Raw genomic sequence first — 16,771 nt, 5'->3', positions numbered from 1 at the left:
TGCGCGGGCGGGGCCCGGCGGAGCGGGGCGCCCGCGCCCGGGCAAGCCAACGACAGCGCGACCACGGGGCCCACCCCGGCACAGGGCAACGCGAACGCCCCGGGGGGCACCCCGTCGCCGGACGCGACAAGGCCGACAGGGGCAGCAGGCCGACCTACACCCGGGGCAGGCCGCGAGGCCGCTCCGCGTCGGAGCCGCACATCTCCGCCCCCAGCTCCTCCACCAGCCGCATGAGATCGGTGGACCGCCCGGGCCCCCACCAGTCCCCGAGCAGCTCGGCCAACTCCGCCTCCCGGGCCTTGGCCAGCTCCTCGGCGACCACGCGCCCGGAGTCGGAGAGCCGCAGGCCGAGCCCTTCGCGGAGGGCGAGCCTGCGCTCCTCCAGCTGTCGGGAGGCCTGGGTGACGACGGTGAGGGGAATGGCGCTGCGCTCGGCGAGCGTGGCTGGTTCGACGTGCCCGTGCCGGGCGATGCGCAGGAGCATCCAGCTGGCGGCGGGCAGCAGGTCGTACCCGGCCCGCCGGGTGATGCGGACGTACACCTCGCGCCGCCCCTCCCGCGTCCCGAGCAGGGACAACGCGCGCGCCACCTCGTCGTAGGAGGACCGTTCGACGGGGTTGCTGGCGAGCGTCTGGGTGGGGTCGGGCGCGGTGACGGCCCCGCGCAGCCGGTCCTCGCGCAGGAACCAGGCGAGGACGAAGGCGACGAGGGCGACCGGCGCCGCGTACAGGAAGACGTCGGTGATGGCGGAGGAGTAGGCGTGCAGCACTCCGGGCCGCAGCCCGGCGGGCAGTTCGGCGATGCCGCGCGGGTCGGCCTTGAGGGAGTCGGTGGTGACGCCGGGGGGCAGCTGCTGCCCGCGCAGGGCGTCGGTGAGCTTGTCCCCGAGCCTGCTGGTGAACACGGTCCCGAAGATGGCGACGCCGAACGAGGCCCCGATGGACCGGAAGAACGTGGCGCCGGAGGTGGCGACGCCGAGGTCCTCGTAGCCGACGGCGTTCTGCACGATGAGGACGAGGACCTGCATGACGAGGCCGAGGCCGAGGCCGAAGACGAAGAAGTAGGCGCTCATCTCGCCGGTGGGGCTGTTCTCGTTCAGCTGGTGCAGGAGCAGCAGGCCGAGGGTGGTGACGGCGGTGCCCGCGACGGGGAACACCTTCCACCGCCCGGTACGGCTGACGATCTGCCCGGACACAGTGGAAGCGATCAGCAGCCCGGCGACCATGGGCAGCATGTGGACGCCGGACATGGTCGGCGAGACGCCCCGGACGACCTGGAGGAACGTCGGCAGGTAGGTCATGGCGCCGAACATCGCGAAGCCGACGACGAAGCTGATGACGGCGGACAGGGTGAAGGTGCGGATCCGGAACAGCTTCAGCGGGATGACGGGCTCCGCGGCCTTCCGTTCGACCGCCACGAAGCACACGGCGAGCACCGCGCCGAGCACGGCGAGCCCGATGATCTGCGGCGAGCCCCAGCCCCAGGTCGTACCGCCGAGGGAGGCGACGAGGACGAGGCAGGTGGCGACGGAGGCGATCAGGAAGGTGCCCAGGTAGTCGATGACGTGCCGGGCCCGGCCGGCCGGGATGTGCAGGGCGGCGGCGATGACGAGGAGTGCGACGACGCCGATGGGCAGGTTGACGTAGAAGACCCAGCGCCAGCTGAGGTGCTCGGTGAAGAGCCCGCCGAGGAGCGGCCCGAGGACGCTGGTCGCGCCGAAGACGGCGCCGAACAGGCCCTGGTACCTGCCGCGTTCGCGGGGCGGGACGAGGTCGCCGACGATCGCCATGGAGAGCACCATGAGACCGCCGCCGCCGAGGCCCTGCAGCGCCCGGAACCCGATGAGCTGCGGCATGTTCTGGGCGACGCCGCACAGCGCCGAACCGATCAGGAAGATCACGATGGCGGTCTGGAAGAGCTTCTTGCGGCCGTACTGGTCGCCGAGCTTGCCCCACAGCGGGGTGGCCGCGGTCGCGGCCAGCATGTACGCGGTGACGACCCATGACAGGTGGTCCAGGCCGCCGAGGTCGCTGACGATGGTCGGCAGCGCGGTGGAGACGATGGTCTGGTCGAGGGCGGCGAGGAGCATGCCGAGGAGCAGTGCGCCGATGGAGACCAGCACGCCGCCGCCCACGTGCTCCGGAGGTCCCCCGCCGGGCCGCGGCCCGGCCGGGCGGGTGCTCACGTCCTGAGTCATGGACACCTCCTGCGGTGCTTCCACCTTCCATCGTGGTCCGAGTCATCCGTTATGGCCTGTCGAGCCGAGTCGCTGCATACTCCTTCAGAGCTCTGCGGGGCCGGCGAGGGAGGGGAGCACGCGATGAGCGAGGCGAACGGACGGGCCGGACGACGTCGGGGGCCCGAGGGGGCCTGGGGCACCGGGGGGCCCGCGGGGACAGGGGGCGCCGGGGAGCCCGACGGGGCAACGGGCACGGCAGGCCCGACGGACGCGGCGGGCGCCGCGGGCGCGGCAAGCGCGGACGGGCCGGTGTGCCCCGGCTGCGGTACGCCCCGCCCGCCGTGGGCCGCCCCCTCCTGCGGCTGCGCGCGCGAGGCCGCGGACGCCGCCCTGGAGACCCGGTCCGCGGAGGCGGCCGCGGCGGAGGACTTCGATCCGATACGCATACGCCCTTACGTGACGCTGCCGGAGCCGTCGGCTCCCTTGCCTGCGCTGTCGTCGGCACCGCTGCCGCCGCAGTTGCCCCAGGGCACGGACTCCGGTGCCACCGAGGCCGCCTCGGGGCCGGAGCGGTCCGCGCGGCGGGGCCGGGGGGCGCTGTACGCCGGGGCGGGCCTCGTGGTCGCGGCGGCCGCGGTGTTCACGGGCGGCGTGATGTCCGGGGACGCCGGTGACGGGGCGGGCGGGGACGGGGGCGGCGGCAGGGACCGCGCGCTGCCGGACCTGGCGGACGGAACCCCGGACAGGACCGCGAAGGAGCCCGCTCCGCGCGACGCCCCGGGGGCCGCACCGGCCCCTTCGGCCTCGGCTCACCCGCGCAGCTCACCGACCCGCACCCCGTCGGCCACGGCACCGCGCTCGGTTCCGGTACGCACGTCGGTGCGCGAGTCCCCGGCGCCCTCGCCCTCGCGCACGACGGCCCGCGCCACGGGTTCGGTGGGCCCGCCCCCGTCCCGCACCCCGTCGGCCGCGCCCACCCTGCGCAGCGGCGACCGCGGCCCCGAGGTGGCCGAACTCCAGCGCCGATTACGCCAGTTGTACCTGTACGTGGGACCGCTGGACGGCCACTACACACCCCCGGTGACCGACGCCGTGTCCCGCTACCAAGGGGCCCGAGGCATCAGGACGGACCCCCAGGGCACCTACGGCCCGGCGACAAGAAGATCCCTGGAGTCGGAGACCGACCCCTCGTAGGTCGGGCGGGCCGCTCGGGCCCCGGCAGCGCCCCGCCTCACCCGAACGAAAGCCCCGGCAGCGCCCCATCTCACCCGAACGAAAGCCTCAAGACCCCCGCGTCGGCGGCCACCCGCACCTGCCTGAGGTCGTCCACCCACACCGTGGGCTCGTACTCCCCGGCCCGGGGCCCGACCCCGACGACCCGCATCCCCGCGGCGCGCCCCGCCGCGATCCCGGCCCCGGAGTCCTCGAAGACCACGCAGTCGGCGGGGTCGAAGCCCAGCTCGGCGGCGCCCTTGAGGAACCCCTCGGGGTCGGGCTTGCTGGCGCCGACGCTCTCGGCGGTCACCCGCACCTCGGGAAGGGCGAGCCCCGCCGCGGCCATCCGCGCGGTGGAGAGCGCGACGTCGGCGGACGTGACGAGGGCGTGCGGCAGGCCCGCGAGGGAGGCCATGAACTCCGGCGCCCCCGGTATGGGCACGACGCCGTCCATGTCGGCGGTCTCGCGCGCCAGCATCTCGCGGTTCTCGGCGTGGTTCTCGGCCATGGGCCGCTCGGGCAGCAGCAGGGCCATGGAGGCGTACCCCTGGCGCCCGTGCACGACCTTCATCACCTCGTCGGCGTCGAGCCCGTGCTTGGCGGCCCACTGCCGCCAGCAGCGCTCGACGACGGCGTCGGAGTTGACGAGGGTGCCGTCCATGTCCAGGAGGAGGGCTCGGGCGGTCAGTACGTTCACGGCCGTCATCGGCGTACTCCAAGGGAAGGGCCCGCACACGGAAGAGGAAGACAAGGCGGCTCCGCCCGCCGGTCAGGGAGTACGGGCGAAGCCACTTTGTTCCTCTACGGTACAAAACAAGCCCCCAGAGCGCCAACACCGCAGGTCAGCACCCCGAGGAACCCCCGGCACACATCTCCGTACACACCCCGGCGCCCCCTGCGGCACCCGCGCCCTAGGCGATCGCCTCGTACAGGCTCCACACCCCGAGCGCCAGCATCAGCATCGCCGCGATCTTGGTGATGAGGGCCAGCGGCACCCGCTTCATCAGCGCCTTGCCGCCCACGATCCCGAGGCCCGCGACCGCCCACAGCGCGAGCACCGCGCCGAGACCCACGGACAGCGGGTCGTCGTACCGCGCCGCCATGTTGGCCGTCATGATCTGGGTGAGGTCGCCGAACTCCGCGACCAGGATGAGCATGAAGCCCGCCCCGGAGACCCGCCAGAAGCTCTGGTCCTTGGGGCCCTTGACCTGCTCGTCGCCCTCGTCCTTCTTCATCAGGAGCATCGCCGCGCCACCGAGGAAGAGGACGCCGGTGAGGGCGTGCACCAGCTGCTGCGGCAGCAGGGTGAGCACGCTGCCCGCCGCCACGGCGAGCACCACGTGCACGGCGAAGGCGGCGGCGACGCCCACGAAGACGTACGAGGCGCGGTAGCGGGTGCCGAGGACGAGTCCGGCCAGCGCTGTCTTGTCGGGCAGCTCGGCAAGGAAGACGACGCCGAAGACGAGCGCCGTCACGCTGATGCTGATCAAGGTTCCTCAATCGGTCGGGCCGCCCCACCGAGAGTTCCGCAGCCTTCGCGTACGACACCTCGGCACGGCAGCGCTCGGTGACGCACACGGATGCGTGTACGCGGGCACTGCTGGCCGAAGGTCTCGCTGGCCGCCCGCTCACGCGGGCTGCCTCCGGGCGCCGGCTCAACCGTCGACCCGCGCGTGAAGCGCTCCACCAGGGGTGGTGGTCGGGTGACGGCCGGGCAGTATGTCGACGGTCCGGCGAAGAGCTACTCCCCTTCTGCTCCGGCCATCGTACGCGACCCGCACACCGCCCCGGCCAGGGACTTTCGACCCGGGACCGCCGTGACCGGAGCCACATCCGCCCCGGTGCCCGCCCCGGCGAACCCCCACGAACCGGAGCACCCCGCGCGGGGCGATTCCCCCGAAGTACCAACTTCCGCCCCGGCGCGCCTCCATGACGCGGCGCCAGAACCCTTGATGTTTACAGGTGATTGACGCGACCCTGTCGCCCGATGCACACCTCGGGGCAACCCGAGCGCACCAGCATGGCCGCCCCACCGGTCAATGTCCCCCCACACCAAGGGAGTTCGCATGCCCGCAATCTACGCGCGTCACCGCCTCGCCGCCGTGGGCGCCGTCGCCGCCCTCGCCGCCGCCGCGACCCTCCTGTCCGGCTCCCCCGCCCAGGCCGCCCCGCCCACCCCGGTCAGCGCCGCCACCGCCCGCACCTACCTCGGCCAGCTCACCGTGGCCCCCGAGGGCTCGTCCGACGGCTACAGCCGCGACAAGTTCCCGCACTGGTCCACCCAGTCCGGCGCCTGCAACACCCGCGAGGTCGTCCTCAAGCGCGACGGCGAGAACGTCCAGCAGGACGGCAGCTGCGCCGCCGTCTCCGGCACCTGGAAGTCCCCCTACGACGGCGGCACCTGGACCGCCGCATCCGACGTCGACATCGACCACGTCGTCCCGCTCTCCGAGGCCTGGAGGTCCGGCGCGAGCGGCTGGACCACCTCCCGCCGCGAGGGCTTCGCCAACGACCTGGGCCGGCCCCAGCTCATCGCCGTGACCGACAACGTCAACCAGGCCAAGGGCGACAAGGACCCGGCGGAGTGGCTGCCGCCCACCACCTCGTACCACTGCTTCTACGCCCGGATGTGGGTGGACGTGAAGCAGCACTACGGCCTCACCGTCGACTCCGCCGAGAAGAGCGCGCTCAGCTCGATCCTGAACGGCTGCTGACCCGCCCGGGCGGTCGCTGATCCCGCTCGGGACCGGCCCGCTTGTGCGGAACCGTCCCGCCCGCCTCCGTCGTTCCGTACCGTACGGGGCGACGGAGGAGGGTGATCACTGTGGCGCGGCTGCGTCTGGGTCCACTGCTGAGGTACGTCGACGGCGCGCGGGCGACCGTCTGGGTCGAGGCCGACCGGCCCTGCACGGCCGAGGTGCGCTGCGCCGACGGCACGCGCGGGACGGCGAGGACCTTCCAGGTGGCCGGGCACCACTACGCCCTGGTGACGGTCGAGGGGCTGCGCCCGGGGACCGACACGGCCTACGAGGTCACGCTCGACGCCACTCCGGTGTGGCCGCTGCCCGACTCGCCCTTCCCCGCGAGCACGATCCGCACGCCGGGCGGGGACGGCGAGGACGCAGCCGCCCTGCGCGTCACCTTCGGCTCCTGCCGGTGGGCCGCGCCGCCCGCCAAGACGTCCCACCTGCACGACCTGGGCCACCGGGGCACGGCAGGCAAGGGGAAGGAGCACGACCCCGTCGGCCCCGACGCCCTCGACACCCTCGCGGCCCGCATCGCCGCCGACCCCGCAGCCCCGCGCCCCGACGTGCTGCTCCTCCTCGGCGACCAGGTGTACGCGGACGAGGTCTCCCAGGCCACCCGCCGCTGGCTCGCCGCCCGCCGCGACCTCTCCGAGCCCCCGGGCGACCAGGTCGCGGACTATGAGGAGTACACCCACCTCTACTACGAGTCCTGGCTCGACCCCGAGGTGCGCTGGCTGCTCTCCACCGTCCCCAGCTGCATGATCTTCGACGACCACGACGTCATCGACGACTGGAACACCAGCGCCTCCTGGCTCGCCGAGATGCGCGCCACACCCTGGTGGCGCGAGCGCGTCCTCAGCGGCCTGATGTCGTACTGGGTGTACCAGCACCTGGGCAACCTGCCGCCCGAGGAGCTGGAGCGCGACGAGCTGTTCGCGGCCGTCCGCGCCACCCCCGACGGCACCGACGCCCTGCGCGCCCACGCCGCCACCGCCGACGCCGACCCGCCCGCCCGGCACCCGACCACCGCCCCTCAAGCGTGGCGCTCCGCGCCGACCCCCGCTCGATCCCGGTGGAGCTACCGCCGCGACTTCGGCCGCGTGCGCCTGCTGATGGTCGACACCCGCGCCGCCCGCGTCCTCGACGAGGACAGGCGCGCCATGCTCGCCCCCGGCGAGGCGGCCTGGCTGCGCGAGCAGGCCCTGGAGGGCGGCTGCGACCACCTCCTGATCGGGACGTCCCTGCCGTGGCTGCTCCCCCACCTCATCCACGACGCCGAGGGCTGGAACGCCGCCCTGTGCCGGGGCGAGCGCGGCGCCCGCTGGGCCCGCTTCGGCGAGGACCTGCGCAGACGCGCCGACCTCGAACACTGGGCCGCCTTCCCGACGTCCTTCGACGCCCTGGCCGCCCTGATCGCCGACGCCGGCTCCGGCGCGGACGCGCCCGCGACGGTCTGCGTCCTGTCCGGCGACGTCCACCACGCGTACGTCGCCGAGCCCACCTGGCCCACGGGCACCGACCCCGACGCCCGCGTCCTGCAGCTCACCTGCTCGCCGGTGCACAACTCCATCCCCGCCTCGATAAGGCTCGGCTTCCGCTTCGGCTGGAGCCGCGTCGGCCGCGCCCTCGGCCGCCGCTTCGCGCGGCACGGACGGCTCCCGCGCTCCGCCGTGGACTGGCGCAGGACGGGCGGCCCCTGGTTCGGCAACCACCTGATGACGCTGACGCTGCGCGGGCGTGCGGCGGAGCTGCGCCTGGACCGGGCGCGGGCGGAGAAGGGCGGCGGGGAGCGCCTTGAGACAGTGGAGCGGACGACCCTCGCGCCTTGAGTCCGGAGCGTCAGGTTGCGTTCGGGACCTCAGGTGCGTTCGGGATCTCAGGTGCGTCCGGGATCTCAGGTGCGTCCGGTCTGCGAGTCCGGCCGGGGCCCGCGCTCCGTTCCCGGGAGTTCCGCGCGTCCTGTGTGTGGTGTTGATGCAGGTACGCGTGTGACGGGGCGAACCTCCTACGGGCAGCGGAGATGTCCGCCTTGGCCGTGACTCAGGACACAACCGGATGGAGATCCTCCGAAGCGGGCTTCGGCAACGGTGTTCCCGGCGGCATGATGAGCCGGTCCTCGCCCCGTCCGTACCGGGAGTCACGCTCTTGTCTGCTGCTGCGACCGTCGACCACTCCATAGCCGTCGTCGGCGCGGGGCCGCGCGGCACCAGCGTCCTTGAGCGCCTGTGCGCCTCGGCCGCCGAGCTGCTTCCACCGGGGGCGCGGCTGACGGTGCACATGGTCGATCCGGCGCCGCCGGGGCCCGGCAGGGTGTGGCGCACCGCCCAGTCGCGGGAGCTCCTGATGAACACCGTCGCCTCCCAGGTGACGCTGTTCACCGACGCGAGCGTCGACTGCGCGGGGCCGATCCGGTCCGGCCCGAGCCTGTACGAGTGGGCCGCGCGCGGGCACATACCGGGGCTCGGCCCGGACGACTACCCGACGCGCGCCGACTACGGCCGCTATCTGGAGTGGTTCTTCGCCGAGACGGTGCGCGCCGCCCCGGGCTCCGTCCGCGTCCGTACGCACACGGCACGCGCGGTCGGCCTCCACGAGTCCGACGAGGCCGACGGCGTCCCTGGCCGGGGCGCGCAGACCCTCGTCCTCGACGACTCCCGGGAGATATCGGGGCTCGCCGCCGTCGTCCTCGCGCAGGGCCATCTGCCCGACACCGCCGACCGCGACCGGGCCGCGCTCTCCGCGTACGCCGACCGCCACGGCCTGCGCCACGTCCCGCCCGCCAACCCCGCCGACGTCGACCTCACCTCCGTCGCCCCGGGCGAGCCGGTCCTGCTGCGCGGCCTCGGCCTGAACTTCTTCGACCACATGGCGCTCCTGACGTCGGGGCGCGGCGGGCGCTTCGTCCCCGACGAGCGGGGCGGGCTGCGCTATGCGGCGTCCGGCAAGGAGCCGCGCCTGTACGCCGGTTCGCGGCGCGGCGTGCCGTACCAGGCGCGCGGCGACAACGCCAAGGGCCCCTACGGGCGGCACCGGCCCGCCGTGCTCACCCCGGAAGCCATCGCCCGCTTCCGCAAGCGCGCCGACAGCGGGGACGCGCCGGACTTCCTGGCCGAGGTCTGGCCGCTGGTCGCCAAGGAGGTGGAGACCGTCCACTACGAGGCGCGCCTCGCGGCGGCCGGTGCGGCGGGGCGGGCCGCCGCCTTCCGCGACCGCTTCCTCGACACCGCGCACGGCAGCCCCGAGGAGTCCCTGGTCCTGGACGCGTTCGGGTTCTCCGGCGACGACCGGTGGTCCTGGGAGCGCCTCGCCCGCCCGTACGCGGGGCAGGTCTTCCGCTCGCCCGCCGACTTCCGCTCCTGGCTGCTCGGGCACCTGCGCGAGGACGCCGCGCAGGCCGCGCTCGGCAACGTCGCCGGGCCCCTGAAGGCCGCCCTCGACGTGCTCCGCGACCTGCGCAACGAACTGCGGCTCGTGGTCGACCACGGCGGCCTCGCGGGCGCCTCGCGCCGGGCCCATCTGGACGGCTGGTACACGCCGTTCAACGCGTTCCTGTCCATCGGCCCGCCCCGGCGGCGCATCGAGGAGCTGACGGCTCTCATCGAGGCGGGGGTGGTGGAGGTGCTGGGGCCGCGCCTCGAAGTGCGGTGCGCGGGAGTCGAGGGCGGAGGCGATGAGTCCGCTGGGGCGTTCCACGCGTACTCGCCGGACGTGCCCGGGTCCGGGGTGCGGGTGACCACGCTGGTCGAGGCGCGCCTTCCCGAGCCCGATCTGCGGCGCACCGGGGACGCGCTGCTCGCGGGCCTGCTGCGGTCGGGCCGGTGCCGCCCGCACACCGTCGACGGCCACGAGACGGGCGGCCTCGACGTCACGCCCCGCCCCTACCGCGTGCTCGACAGCCGGGGCCGGGCCCACGCGCGGGTGTTCGCGTTCGGGGTGCCGACAGAGGGGGTGCACTGGGTGACGGCGGCCGGGGCCAGGCCCGGGGTGGACTCGGTCACACTGTCCGACGCGGACGCGGTGGCGCGGGCCGCGCTGCGGGCGGCGGTCTCGGGCGGGGCGGTCGGGTCGGGTGGGGTGGTCGGGTCGGGTGGGGCGGGGGCCTCGGGCGGGGCGGGGGCCTCGGGCGAGGTAGCGGTTCCGGCCGGGGCCACGGCGGTTCCGGCCGGGCCGCTGAACGCCGGGGACGCCCGCGACGGCTGGATACGGCCGATTCTCACGAAACACTCAGATGTTGAAGTTGCAAGTACTAATTAGGCGGACCTAATCTTGGGTCTTCGATCGGTTCCCGTCCCCAAACCGAGTCAAGACCGAAGGAGTCCCCCACCATGACTGGACGTCTCAACAGCGCCCAGCCCTATGCCCTCGGCCTGTTCCGCATCGTCGTCGGCCTGCTCTTCGCCTGCCACGGCGCCGCCTCGCTCTTCGGCGTCCTCGGCGGCACGGACGGCGGCGGCGGCACCGTCGACGCGGGCACCTGGCCCGGCTGGTACGCGGCCGTCATCCAGCTCGTCGGCGGCAGCCTGGTCCTGCTGGGCCTCGGCACCCGCGGCGCCGCGCTCGTCTCGTCCGGATCGATGGCCTACGCGTACTTCAAGGTCCACCAGCCGGAGGCCCTGTGGCCGATACAGAACGGCGGCGAGGCCTCCGCGATGTTCTGCTGGGTCTTCCTGCTCCTGGTCTTCACGGGGTCCGGCGCGTTCAGCCTCGACCGCGTGATCGCGGCGGCCCGCGGCGAGCGCGAGGCGAAGGACACGGCGGACGCGGAGCGCACGCCCATCGCGGCCTGACCCGAAGGTCCGCGTGAGCGGCGCCCCCTTCTCCGTATGTGGTTCCCGGTACGGAGGAGGGGGCGCCTTCATGTCCGTTCCGCTCAGCGCGCCGCCGCCCGGCTGCGCGCGTGGTCCGCTCACACGCACGGTCCACTCAGGCGCGCGGTCCGCTCAGGCGCGCGGTGCGAACGGCACCGTGAAGCAGGCCACCCGGTCCCCGGCGCCGCCCTGCTCCCGGTGGAGCACCACCGACGACGCCTGCCCCGGCCTGAACCCCCAGGAGTGGACGGCGGCGGCCGCACCCGAGCCGTCGGGGCGTGCGGTGAAGTCCAGCCACACTTCGTTGGCCGGATTGACGTAGGCCGGGTCCTTCGAGGGCTGCACGGGGTCACGGCGGTGCTGGTAGTGGCCGCCCGCCGCGGCCGGGTCCGTGCCGCACGGCTTCTGGTGCACGTGCACGCCGTACGCGTGTCCCGGCTTCAGGCCACGCACCCGCAGGGCGACTCGCGTGCCGGACCGTTCGTGGCGCTGCGTCACCTCGATGCGGGCGCCCGGAGGCACGAGGTTCCGGTCGTAGGTCAGCGCGGGCGACAGCGCCTTGGACGGCGCGAACCGCCCCTTCGCGCGCACGCAGTCGCCGCCGTCGGCCGGTGCTCCGCCGCTCGCGGCGAGCACGGCGGCCGCCACGGCCGCGGTGAGTATCCCTGCCACCATTGTCGAGTTCTCCCCTTCTCCTACTTGTCGACTTGTCTGTGATTGGGCGCCCGTTGTGTGCGCTTCTGCTCCGTTCGTACGGGACTTCAGAGGTGCGTGCCGCGTCGGAGAGGGCAGCCGGGTGAACGTGATGTAGCGAACATCTGAGCCCCCAGTGGATCTACGGCCGGGGGTCCGGCGTACGCTGTACAGCTGTTGTCAGGCCGCCACCCGCCGCTCCCCGCGACATCGCGGCGACGAGTTGCCGACCGGGGAGAAACAACGGGGGAGTTTCGGTGTTGGAGAGTGTGGGGGCGCTGACCGGCAGCCCATGGATCTACGCGGTCGTGGCCCTCTCCGTGCTGTTCGACGTCTTTCTGCCGCTGCTGCCGAGCGGCGTGCTCGTCATCACCGCGGCCACGGCGGCGGCCGCCGCCGGTTCCGGCACCGGGCGGGTCCCGCACGACGTGCCGGACATCCTGCTGCTCATGCTCTGCGCCGCGACGGCGTCCGTGCTCGGCGACCTCGTCGCGTACCGCCTCGCCTGGCGCGGCGGCGAACGCCTCGACCGCGCCATCGCCCGCTCCCGGCGCCTGACCAGCGCGCAGGAACGGCTCGGCACGGCGCTCGCGCGCGGCGGCGGCGTCCTCGTCGTCATCGCCCGCTTCGCGCCCGCGGGCCGCTCGATCGTCTCGCTCGGCGCGGGCGCGGCGCACCGCCGGGTGCGCGACTTCCTGCCCTGGTCGGTGCTCGCCGGCGTGGCCTGGGCCGGCTACAGCGTGGGGCTCGGCTACTTCGGCGGCCAGTGGCTGGGCGCGACGTGGCTCGCCACCGGCGTCTCGGTCCTCGCGCTGTTCCTGGCGGGGGCGGGCGCGGCCTTCCTGGTGCGGCGGCCGCGGGAGACCGCGGCGGACGCCCCCGCCTGACCGCCGGCGGGGCATCCCCGCCCGACCGTCGGCGGACGCCCCACCCGACCGCTGACGGACACCCCCCGACGACCGCTGACGGACAACCCCCCGACGGCTCACGGCGCCACGCACGCGGCGCCTTCTTCTAGGACGCCGCGCGCGCCCCTCGCACCTCCAGGTGGGCGAGCAGGTCCGCCGTCGCCTCGGCGACGGCGTCGACGGCGCGTTCGAACACCTCGCGGTTGTGGGCGGCCGGGGCGCGGAACCCGGAGACCTTGCGCACGTACTGGAGCGCGGCGGCCCGGATCTCGTCGTCGGTGGCCTTCTCGGGGAGGGCGGGCGGGCGAAGGGTCTTGATGCTGCGGCACATGCCTCCAGCTTCGCGCGTACGCGGCCCCGACGGGAACCACTCACACAAACGCACCGACACACGCACCACCCGGCTCGGCCGACACGCCACCGCACCCCTCGCCTCATGAATTCGAACAGGAGTACCATTGCGGCGTGCCCGCAACCCCTGCGTACGAGTTCCCGAGCGACCTCCTCGCCGGCCAGGAGGAACTGCACCAGGTCAGGTCGGAGCTGCACGCCCTGCTGCGACGGCTGCCCTGGTCGGTCGAGCCCCTGGACGGCTTCAGCGACGACAACGGCTGGCGGAAGGTCGAGCGTCCCGCCTCCCCCGGCTGGACGCCGGACGAGCAGGCCGAGGTCGAGAAACTGCGCGCGCGGGAGCGGGAGCTCGCGGTGTTCGTGAGCTGCCACCGCTTCTGGGAGCAGGTTTCGGGCCCGGACACGGTGGATACTCGGATGCTGCTCAAGCACGCGCACGAACACCCCCGGGAAGCCTCGCCCGACGCCTGAGCCCAGGAGCATTGACAGGCGGTGTCAGCGGGCGTTGACTCCCGGTACAAGGGTCGAACGAGCCCTCGTACGACCCCGTGACAGCGGGCCCGCGCTCCGGAGCCGCCCCGCCCCGCGGCCTGTGCGGTCCCTGTCATCGACCGCAGCTGTCATCGATCACGGCCGTCATCCGTCACAGCTGTCATCGGTCCCAGCTGATGTCCCGCGACCCCGGCTGCCCGCGTCCAGCGAGCGGAGGTTCAGCCATGAACGTATTCATCGTCGCCGTACTGGCCGTCCTGATCGCCCTCGGCTTCCAGCAGCCCTTGCTGTGGGTGGCCGCAGCGGCGCTCGTCTACTTCCTCGTCCGCCACCACGACAAGGGCTCCGCCCGGCCGGGACCCGCGGGCGGCGGGCCCGGCGCGGGCGGCGGGCCCGGCGCGGGCGGCGCCGGGAGCTCGGGCGGCGCGAGCGGCGGAGCCGGGGGCGGGGGCATCCCCTCCTCGTACCGCGACTACCGCATCCGGCGGGCCCGGCAGGAGCGTTGGGACCGCAGGTACCGGCGCACGCACCCGTCGGCGCAGCAGCGCCGCGGCTGACGTGCGGACCGGCCGCTCACCGGTCCGGGTGACAAGGCGATTGGCCCGGCGGTCCGTGGGGAGGGTGCGCATGCACCGCGCACCGAACCAGCCCCAGGAGCCGCCCGCATGCGCCGAGAAGCCACCCCACCAGAGGGCCGTGAGGGATATGAGGTCCGTGAGGGATGTGAGGTCCGAGGGGCCCGAGAGGCCCGAGAAGCCGGGGCGCACCTGCCCGTACCGCGCCTGCGTGCCCTCGCGGCCCTCCCCCTCCTGCTGCTCACCCTCCTGGCCGTCGGCTGCGCCCCGCCCGCCGAGCGGACGCCCGCGCTCACCCCCGACGACACGATCAAGACGGCGCAGCAGCGGCTCACCGACACCTGTCTGACCCGCAAGGGCCTGACCCCGCCGCAGCCGGGCAGCCGCCCCGCGTCCGCGGCCGAGCAACAGCGGGTGGCACGGGCCCTGTTCGGCACCGGCCGCACGGAGCTGTCCCTGACCCTGCCCACCGGCCACTCGGTACGCGCCCACACCGACGGCTGCCTCGCCTCGGCCCAGCGCACCCTCTACGGCGACCAGCGGCGCTGGTTCCGCGTCTCCACGGTCGTCAACAACCTCAAGCCGGAAGCCGCGTTCCGCGAGCAGCCGCTCACCGAGGTCCGCGCCCGCCACCGCGGCGACCTCGCCGAGTGGCGCCGGCTGCGCACCCGGGCCCTGATCAACGCGAAGGCCCATCTTCAGTCGGAGTCCGCGCGGGCCGTCCGCTAGCCGCCGGGGCCCCGGGCCGTGCGCCGCCCCCCGGGCCGCGGGGCGTGCCGGGGTCCTGGGCCGCGCGGTAGTCCCGGGGCGTGCGCCCGGTCGCGTCGCGGAAGTGCCTGCGGAAGCTCGCCGACGAGCCGAACCCCACGCGCGCGGCGATCTCCTCGATCGTCGCGTCGTCGTGCTCCAGGAGGTCGCGCGCCCGGTCCAGACGCACGCGCAGCAGGTACTTGAGCGGGCTGAGGCCCGTGTGCGCGCGGAACCTGCGGTCGAGCGTGCGGGGGCTCAGGCGGGCGTGCGTGGCGATGTCGGCGAGGGTGAGCGGCCCGTGCGACGACGCCTCCAGCCACCGGACGGTCGGCTCCAGGCCGCCGGTCTCGGCGAGGGCCCGGTCCAGCTCGGCGCGCGCGGCCCCGGCGTCCTCGTACACGGGCAGGACGAGCTGCCGTGCGGTCGCGGCGGCCACGTCGGCGCCGTGGTCCTCCTCGACGAACCGCAGGCACAGGTCGAGCCCGCCGAGGAACCCGGCCGACGTGCGGAACGGCCCGTCCACGACGAGGGTCCCCGCCGGGTCGACCGCCACCTGCGGGTGGCGCGCGGCCAGTTCGGGGACGTGGCTCCACTCGGTCGTGGCACGGCGGCCGTCGAGGACCCCGGCCGCCGCGAGCGTGAACGTGCCGGTGCCGACGGCGAGCACGCGGCTCCCCCGGCCGACCGCCGCGCGCAGGGCCTCGGCCACGCCCGGCGGCGGCTCGTCCCTGAACCCGTCGTGCCCGGCCACCAGCACGGTCCCGGCCCCGTCCAGCCCGTCGAGACCCCGGTCCGCGGTGACGGTCAGCGGGGCGGGCCTCGCGGTGGTGACGGTGCGCGGGACCGCGCAGACCCGCAGCTCGTACGCGGCCCCGGGGGCGCTGCGGGCGACGGCGTCCAGGACCAGGCCGGGGGTGGTGAGCTGGTGGGCGGGGACGCCGTCGAGGACGAGCAGCGCGATGACTGACATACCCGGCATTATCCGCATCCGCAAGATCCGCATCCGCTGGAGGCCACCGGGCATGCCGCCCGCTCGACGTCAGCGCTGGGTGGCGATCGTCTTCTCGATCCACTTCTTGTACGCCGGTACGGAGGTGTAGATCCCGGGGCCGCCCGCGCAGCGCCGGTCGACGGCCGCGTCACCGTCGCCGGAGGTGGCGCCGACGAGCTGCCAGCGGCCGCCGATGCGCTGGACCTGCGGTCCGCCGGAGTCGCCGTTGCACGCCATGGCGTTGCGGACGCGGCTCTGCGTGCACAGCTCGGTCTCGCCCTTGATGTCGAGGCACTTGTCGGCCGCGGCCCTGCGGGTGTCGAGCTCCTGGAGGCGCTCGGAGAACTTCCACTCCTCCAGGTCGGTGCTGTCGACCGTCGTACCGAAGCCGAGGATCCGGGTGTGCGCGCCGACCTTCGGGGCACGGTCGGCGATGCGGATCGGGGCGTACTCGGTGACGGGCCGGTCGAGGCGGAGCAGGGCGATGTCGTCGTGGGAACGCTTGTCGCCGCCGATGTCGTACGCGGGGTTGACCACCTTCTTGACGATGGTGCGGACCGTGCCGCCGGAGCTGAGCCGGTCGCTGCCGATGCGGACCTTCCCGGTGGGCTTGGCCACGAAGTCGTCCTGGGCGCAGTGGGCGGCGGTGACGACCCACCGGGGGTGGATCAGGGTCCCGCCGCACACGCCCTTCAGCTTGGTGCCGTCCTCCTTCTCCAAGGTCATCGGGATCGACACCATGAACGGGTACTTCTTGGTGGCGTCCTTGCCGCCGACGATGGCCTGGGCACTGCCGGTGAGGCCGGTGGCGCACAGGGCGGTGGCCGCGCCGAGGGCACCGAGACCGCCGAGGACACGGCGTGCGGTGCGGGACGGACGGCGGGAGGCGGGAGTGGCCGGAGTGGCGGAAGCAGACATGGAGGTGCCCTTCACCTGGTACGCGGAATGCGCAACGAACGTGCGGAGTAAACGTGTGGAACACACGTGCGGTGGGACCAGGCGTCGCCGTGGTCTCCCCCGTGTGTGCTCCATGCTCCGTGAGCCCGGAGGCCCGGAAAAAGC

General features: G+C 74.1%; 16 protein-coding genes. 9 read left to right on the top strand and 7 right to left on the bottom strand.

Annotation, left to right across the window (positions count from 1 at the left end; translation table 11 throughout):
- Positions 1-154 precede the first annotated feature (154 nt).
- On the bottom strand, positions 155-2,197 hold the full coding sequence (locus tag QUY26_RS28265) for an MDR family MFS transporter (protein ID WP_289951461.1): 2,043 nt from the start codon (positions 2,195-2,197) through the stop codon (positions 155-157).
- Positions 2,198-2,320: 123 nt separating this feature from the next.
- Here QUY26_RS28265 and QUY26_RS28260 point away from each other — a divergent pair, with 123 nt between their 5' ends.
- Positions 2,321-3,373, top strand: a complete 1,053-nt coding sequence (locus QUY26_RS28260; RefSeq protein WP_289951460.1) for a peptidoglycan-binding domain-containing protein — start codon at positions 2,321-2,323, stop codon at positions 3,371-3,373.
- Positions 3,374-3,443: 70 nt separating this feature from the next.
- On the opposite strand, the gene QUY26_RS28255 is transcribed toward QUY26_RS28260, so the two are convergent.
- The gene (locus QUY26_RS28255; protein WP_289951458.1) at positions 3,444-4,100 is read right to left on the bottom strand and encodes an HAD-IA family hydrolase; all 657 of its coding nucleotides are present in this window, start codon (positions 4,098-4,100) and stop codon (positions 3,444-3,446) included.
- A 205-nt stretch (positions 4,101-4,305) separates the two neighbouring features.
- On the bottom strand, positions 4,306-4,884 hold the full coding sequence (locus QUY26_RS28250; protein ID WP_289951456.1) for a TMEM165/GDT1 family protein: 579 nt from the start codon (positions 4,882-4,884) through the stop codon (positions 4,306-4,308).
- A 576-nt stretch (positions 4,885-5,460) separates the two neighbouring features.
- On the opposite strand from QUY26_RS28250, the gene QUY26_RS28245 reads away from it, so the two are divergent.
- From QUY26_RS28245 to QUY26_RS28230, 4 genes are all read left to right on the top strand, one after another.
- Positions 5,461-6,108, top strand: a complete 648-nt coding sequence (locus QUY26_RS28245) for an HNH endonuclease family protein (protein WP_289951454.1) — start codon at positions 5,461-5,463, stop codon at positions 6,106-6,108.
- A gap of 110 nt (positions 6,109-6,218) precedes the next feature.
- On the top strand, positions 6,219-7,970 hold the full coding sequence (locus QUY26_RS28240; protein WP_289956123.1) for a DUF7800 domain-containing protein: 1,752 nt from the start codon (positions 6,219-6,221) through the stop codon (positions 7,968-7,970).
- A gap of 316 nt (positions 7,971-8,286) precedes the next feature.
- Positions 8,287-10,395 (top strand): FAD/NAD(P)-binding protein, encoded by a 2,109-nt coding sequence (locus QUY26_RS28235; RefSeq protein WP_289951450.1) that lies wholly within the window; start codon positions 8,287-8,289, stop codon positions 10,393-10,395.
- A gap of 71 nt (positions 10,396-10,466) precedes the next feature.
- Positions 10,467-10,928 carry a DoxX family protein gene (locus QUY26_RS28230; RefSeq protein WP_289951449.1) on the top strand — a complete coding sequence of 154 codons (462 nt, stop codon included), beginning with the start codon at positions 10,467-10,469 and terminating at the stop codon, positions 10,926-10,928.
- Between the two features lie 153 nt (positions 10,929-11,081).
- On the opposite strand, the gene QUY26_RS28225 is transcribed toward QUY26_RS28230, so the two are convergent.
- Positions 11,082-11,624: a superoxide dismutase family protein gene (locus tag QUY26_RS28225; RefSeq protein ID WP_289951448.1), complete on the bottom strand. Its 543-nt coding sequence runs from the start codon at positions 11,622-11,624 to the stop codon at positions 11,082-11,084.
- A gap of 275 nt (positions 11,625-11,899) precedes the next feature.
- Here QUY26_RS28225 and QUY26_RS28220 point away from each other — a divergent pair, with 275 nt between their 5' ends.
- Positions 11,900-12,529: a DedA family protein gene (locus QUY26_RS28220; RefSeq protein ID WP_289951447.1), complete on the top strand. Its 630-nt coding sequence runs from the start codon at positions 11,900-11,902 to the stop codon at positions 12,527-12,529.
- Between the two features lie 127 nt (positions 12,530-12,656).
- Here QUY26_RS28220 and QUY26_RS28215 read toward each other — a convergent pair whose 3' ends face one another.
- Positions 12,657-12,881, bottom strand: coding sequence for a DUF2277 domain-containing protein (locus QUY26_RS28215; RefSeq protein ID WP_289951445.1), 225 nt, complete (start codon positions 12,879-12,881; stop codon positions 12,657-12,659).
- A gap of 134 nt (positions 12,882-13,015) precedes the next feature.
- Between QUY26_RS28215 and QUY26_RS28210 the strand changes: the two genes are divergently transcribed.
- The 3 genes from QUY26_RS28210 to QUY26_RS28200 all read left to right on the top strand — a co-directional run bounded on the left by QUY26_RS28210 (position 13,016) and on the right by QUY26_RS28200 (position 14,697).
- A complete protein-coding gene (locus QUY26_RS28210) occupies positions 13,016-13,372 on the top strand; it encodes a hypothetical protein (protein WP_289951442.1) in 357 nt (118 codons plus the stop codon).
- A gap of 245 nt (positions 13,373-13,617) precedes the next feature.
- Positions 13,618-13,950 carry a hypothetical protein gene (locus QUY26_RS28205; protein WP_289951441.1) on the top strand — a complete coding sequence of 111 codons (333 nt, stop codon included), beginning with the start codon at positions 13,618-13,620 and terminating at the stop codon, positions 13,948-13,950.
- 108 nt (positions 13,951-14,058) lie between these two features.
- A complete protein-coding gene (locus QUY26_RS28200) occupies positions 14,059-14,697 on the top strand; it encodes a hypothetical protein (protein WP_354670712.1) in 639 nt (212 codons plus the stop codon).
- On the opposite strand, the gene QUY26_RS28195 is transcribed toward QUY26_RS28200, so the two are convergent.
- Both QUY26_RS28195 and QUY26_RS28190 read right to left on the bottom strand, forming a co-directional pair.
- A complete protein-coding gene (locus tag QUY26_RS28195) occupies positions 14,648-15,688 on the bottom strand; it encodes a GlxA family transcriptional regulator (protein WP_289951439.1) in 1,041 nt (346 codons plus the stop codon). The two genes, QUY26_RS28200 and QUY26_RS28195, sit on opposite strands and share 50 nt — an antisense overlap.
- 69 nt (positions 15,689-15,757) lie before the next feature.
- Positions 15,758-16,627, bottom strand: a complete 870-nt coding sequence (locus tag QUY26_RS28190) for a S1 family peptidase (protein WP_289951435.1) — start codon at positions 16,625-16,627, stop codon at positions 15,758-15,760.
- Positions 16,628-16,771: the final 144 nt, after the last annotated feature.

Source organism: Streptomyces flavofungini, from assembly GCF_030388665.1.
Lineage (GTDB): Bacteria > Actinomycetota > Actinomycetes > Streptomycetales > Streptomycetaceae > Streptomyces > Streptomyces flavofungini_A.
The sequence above is the reverse complement of the archived record's forward strand: the minus strand, read 5'-3'. Positions and strand labels throughout refer to the sequence as shown.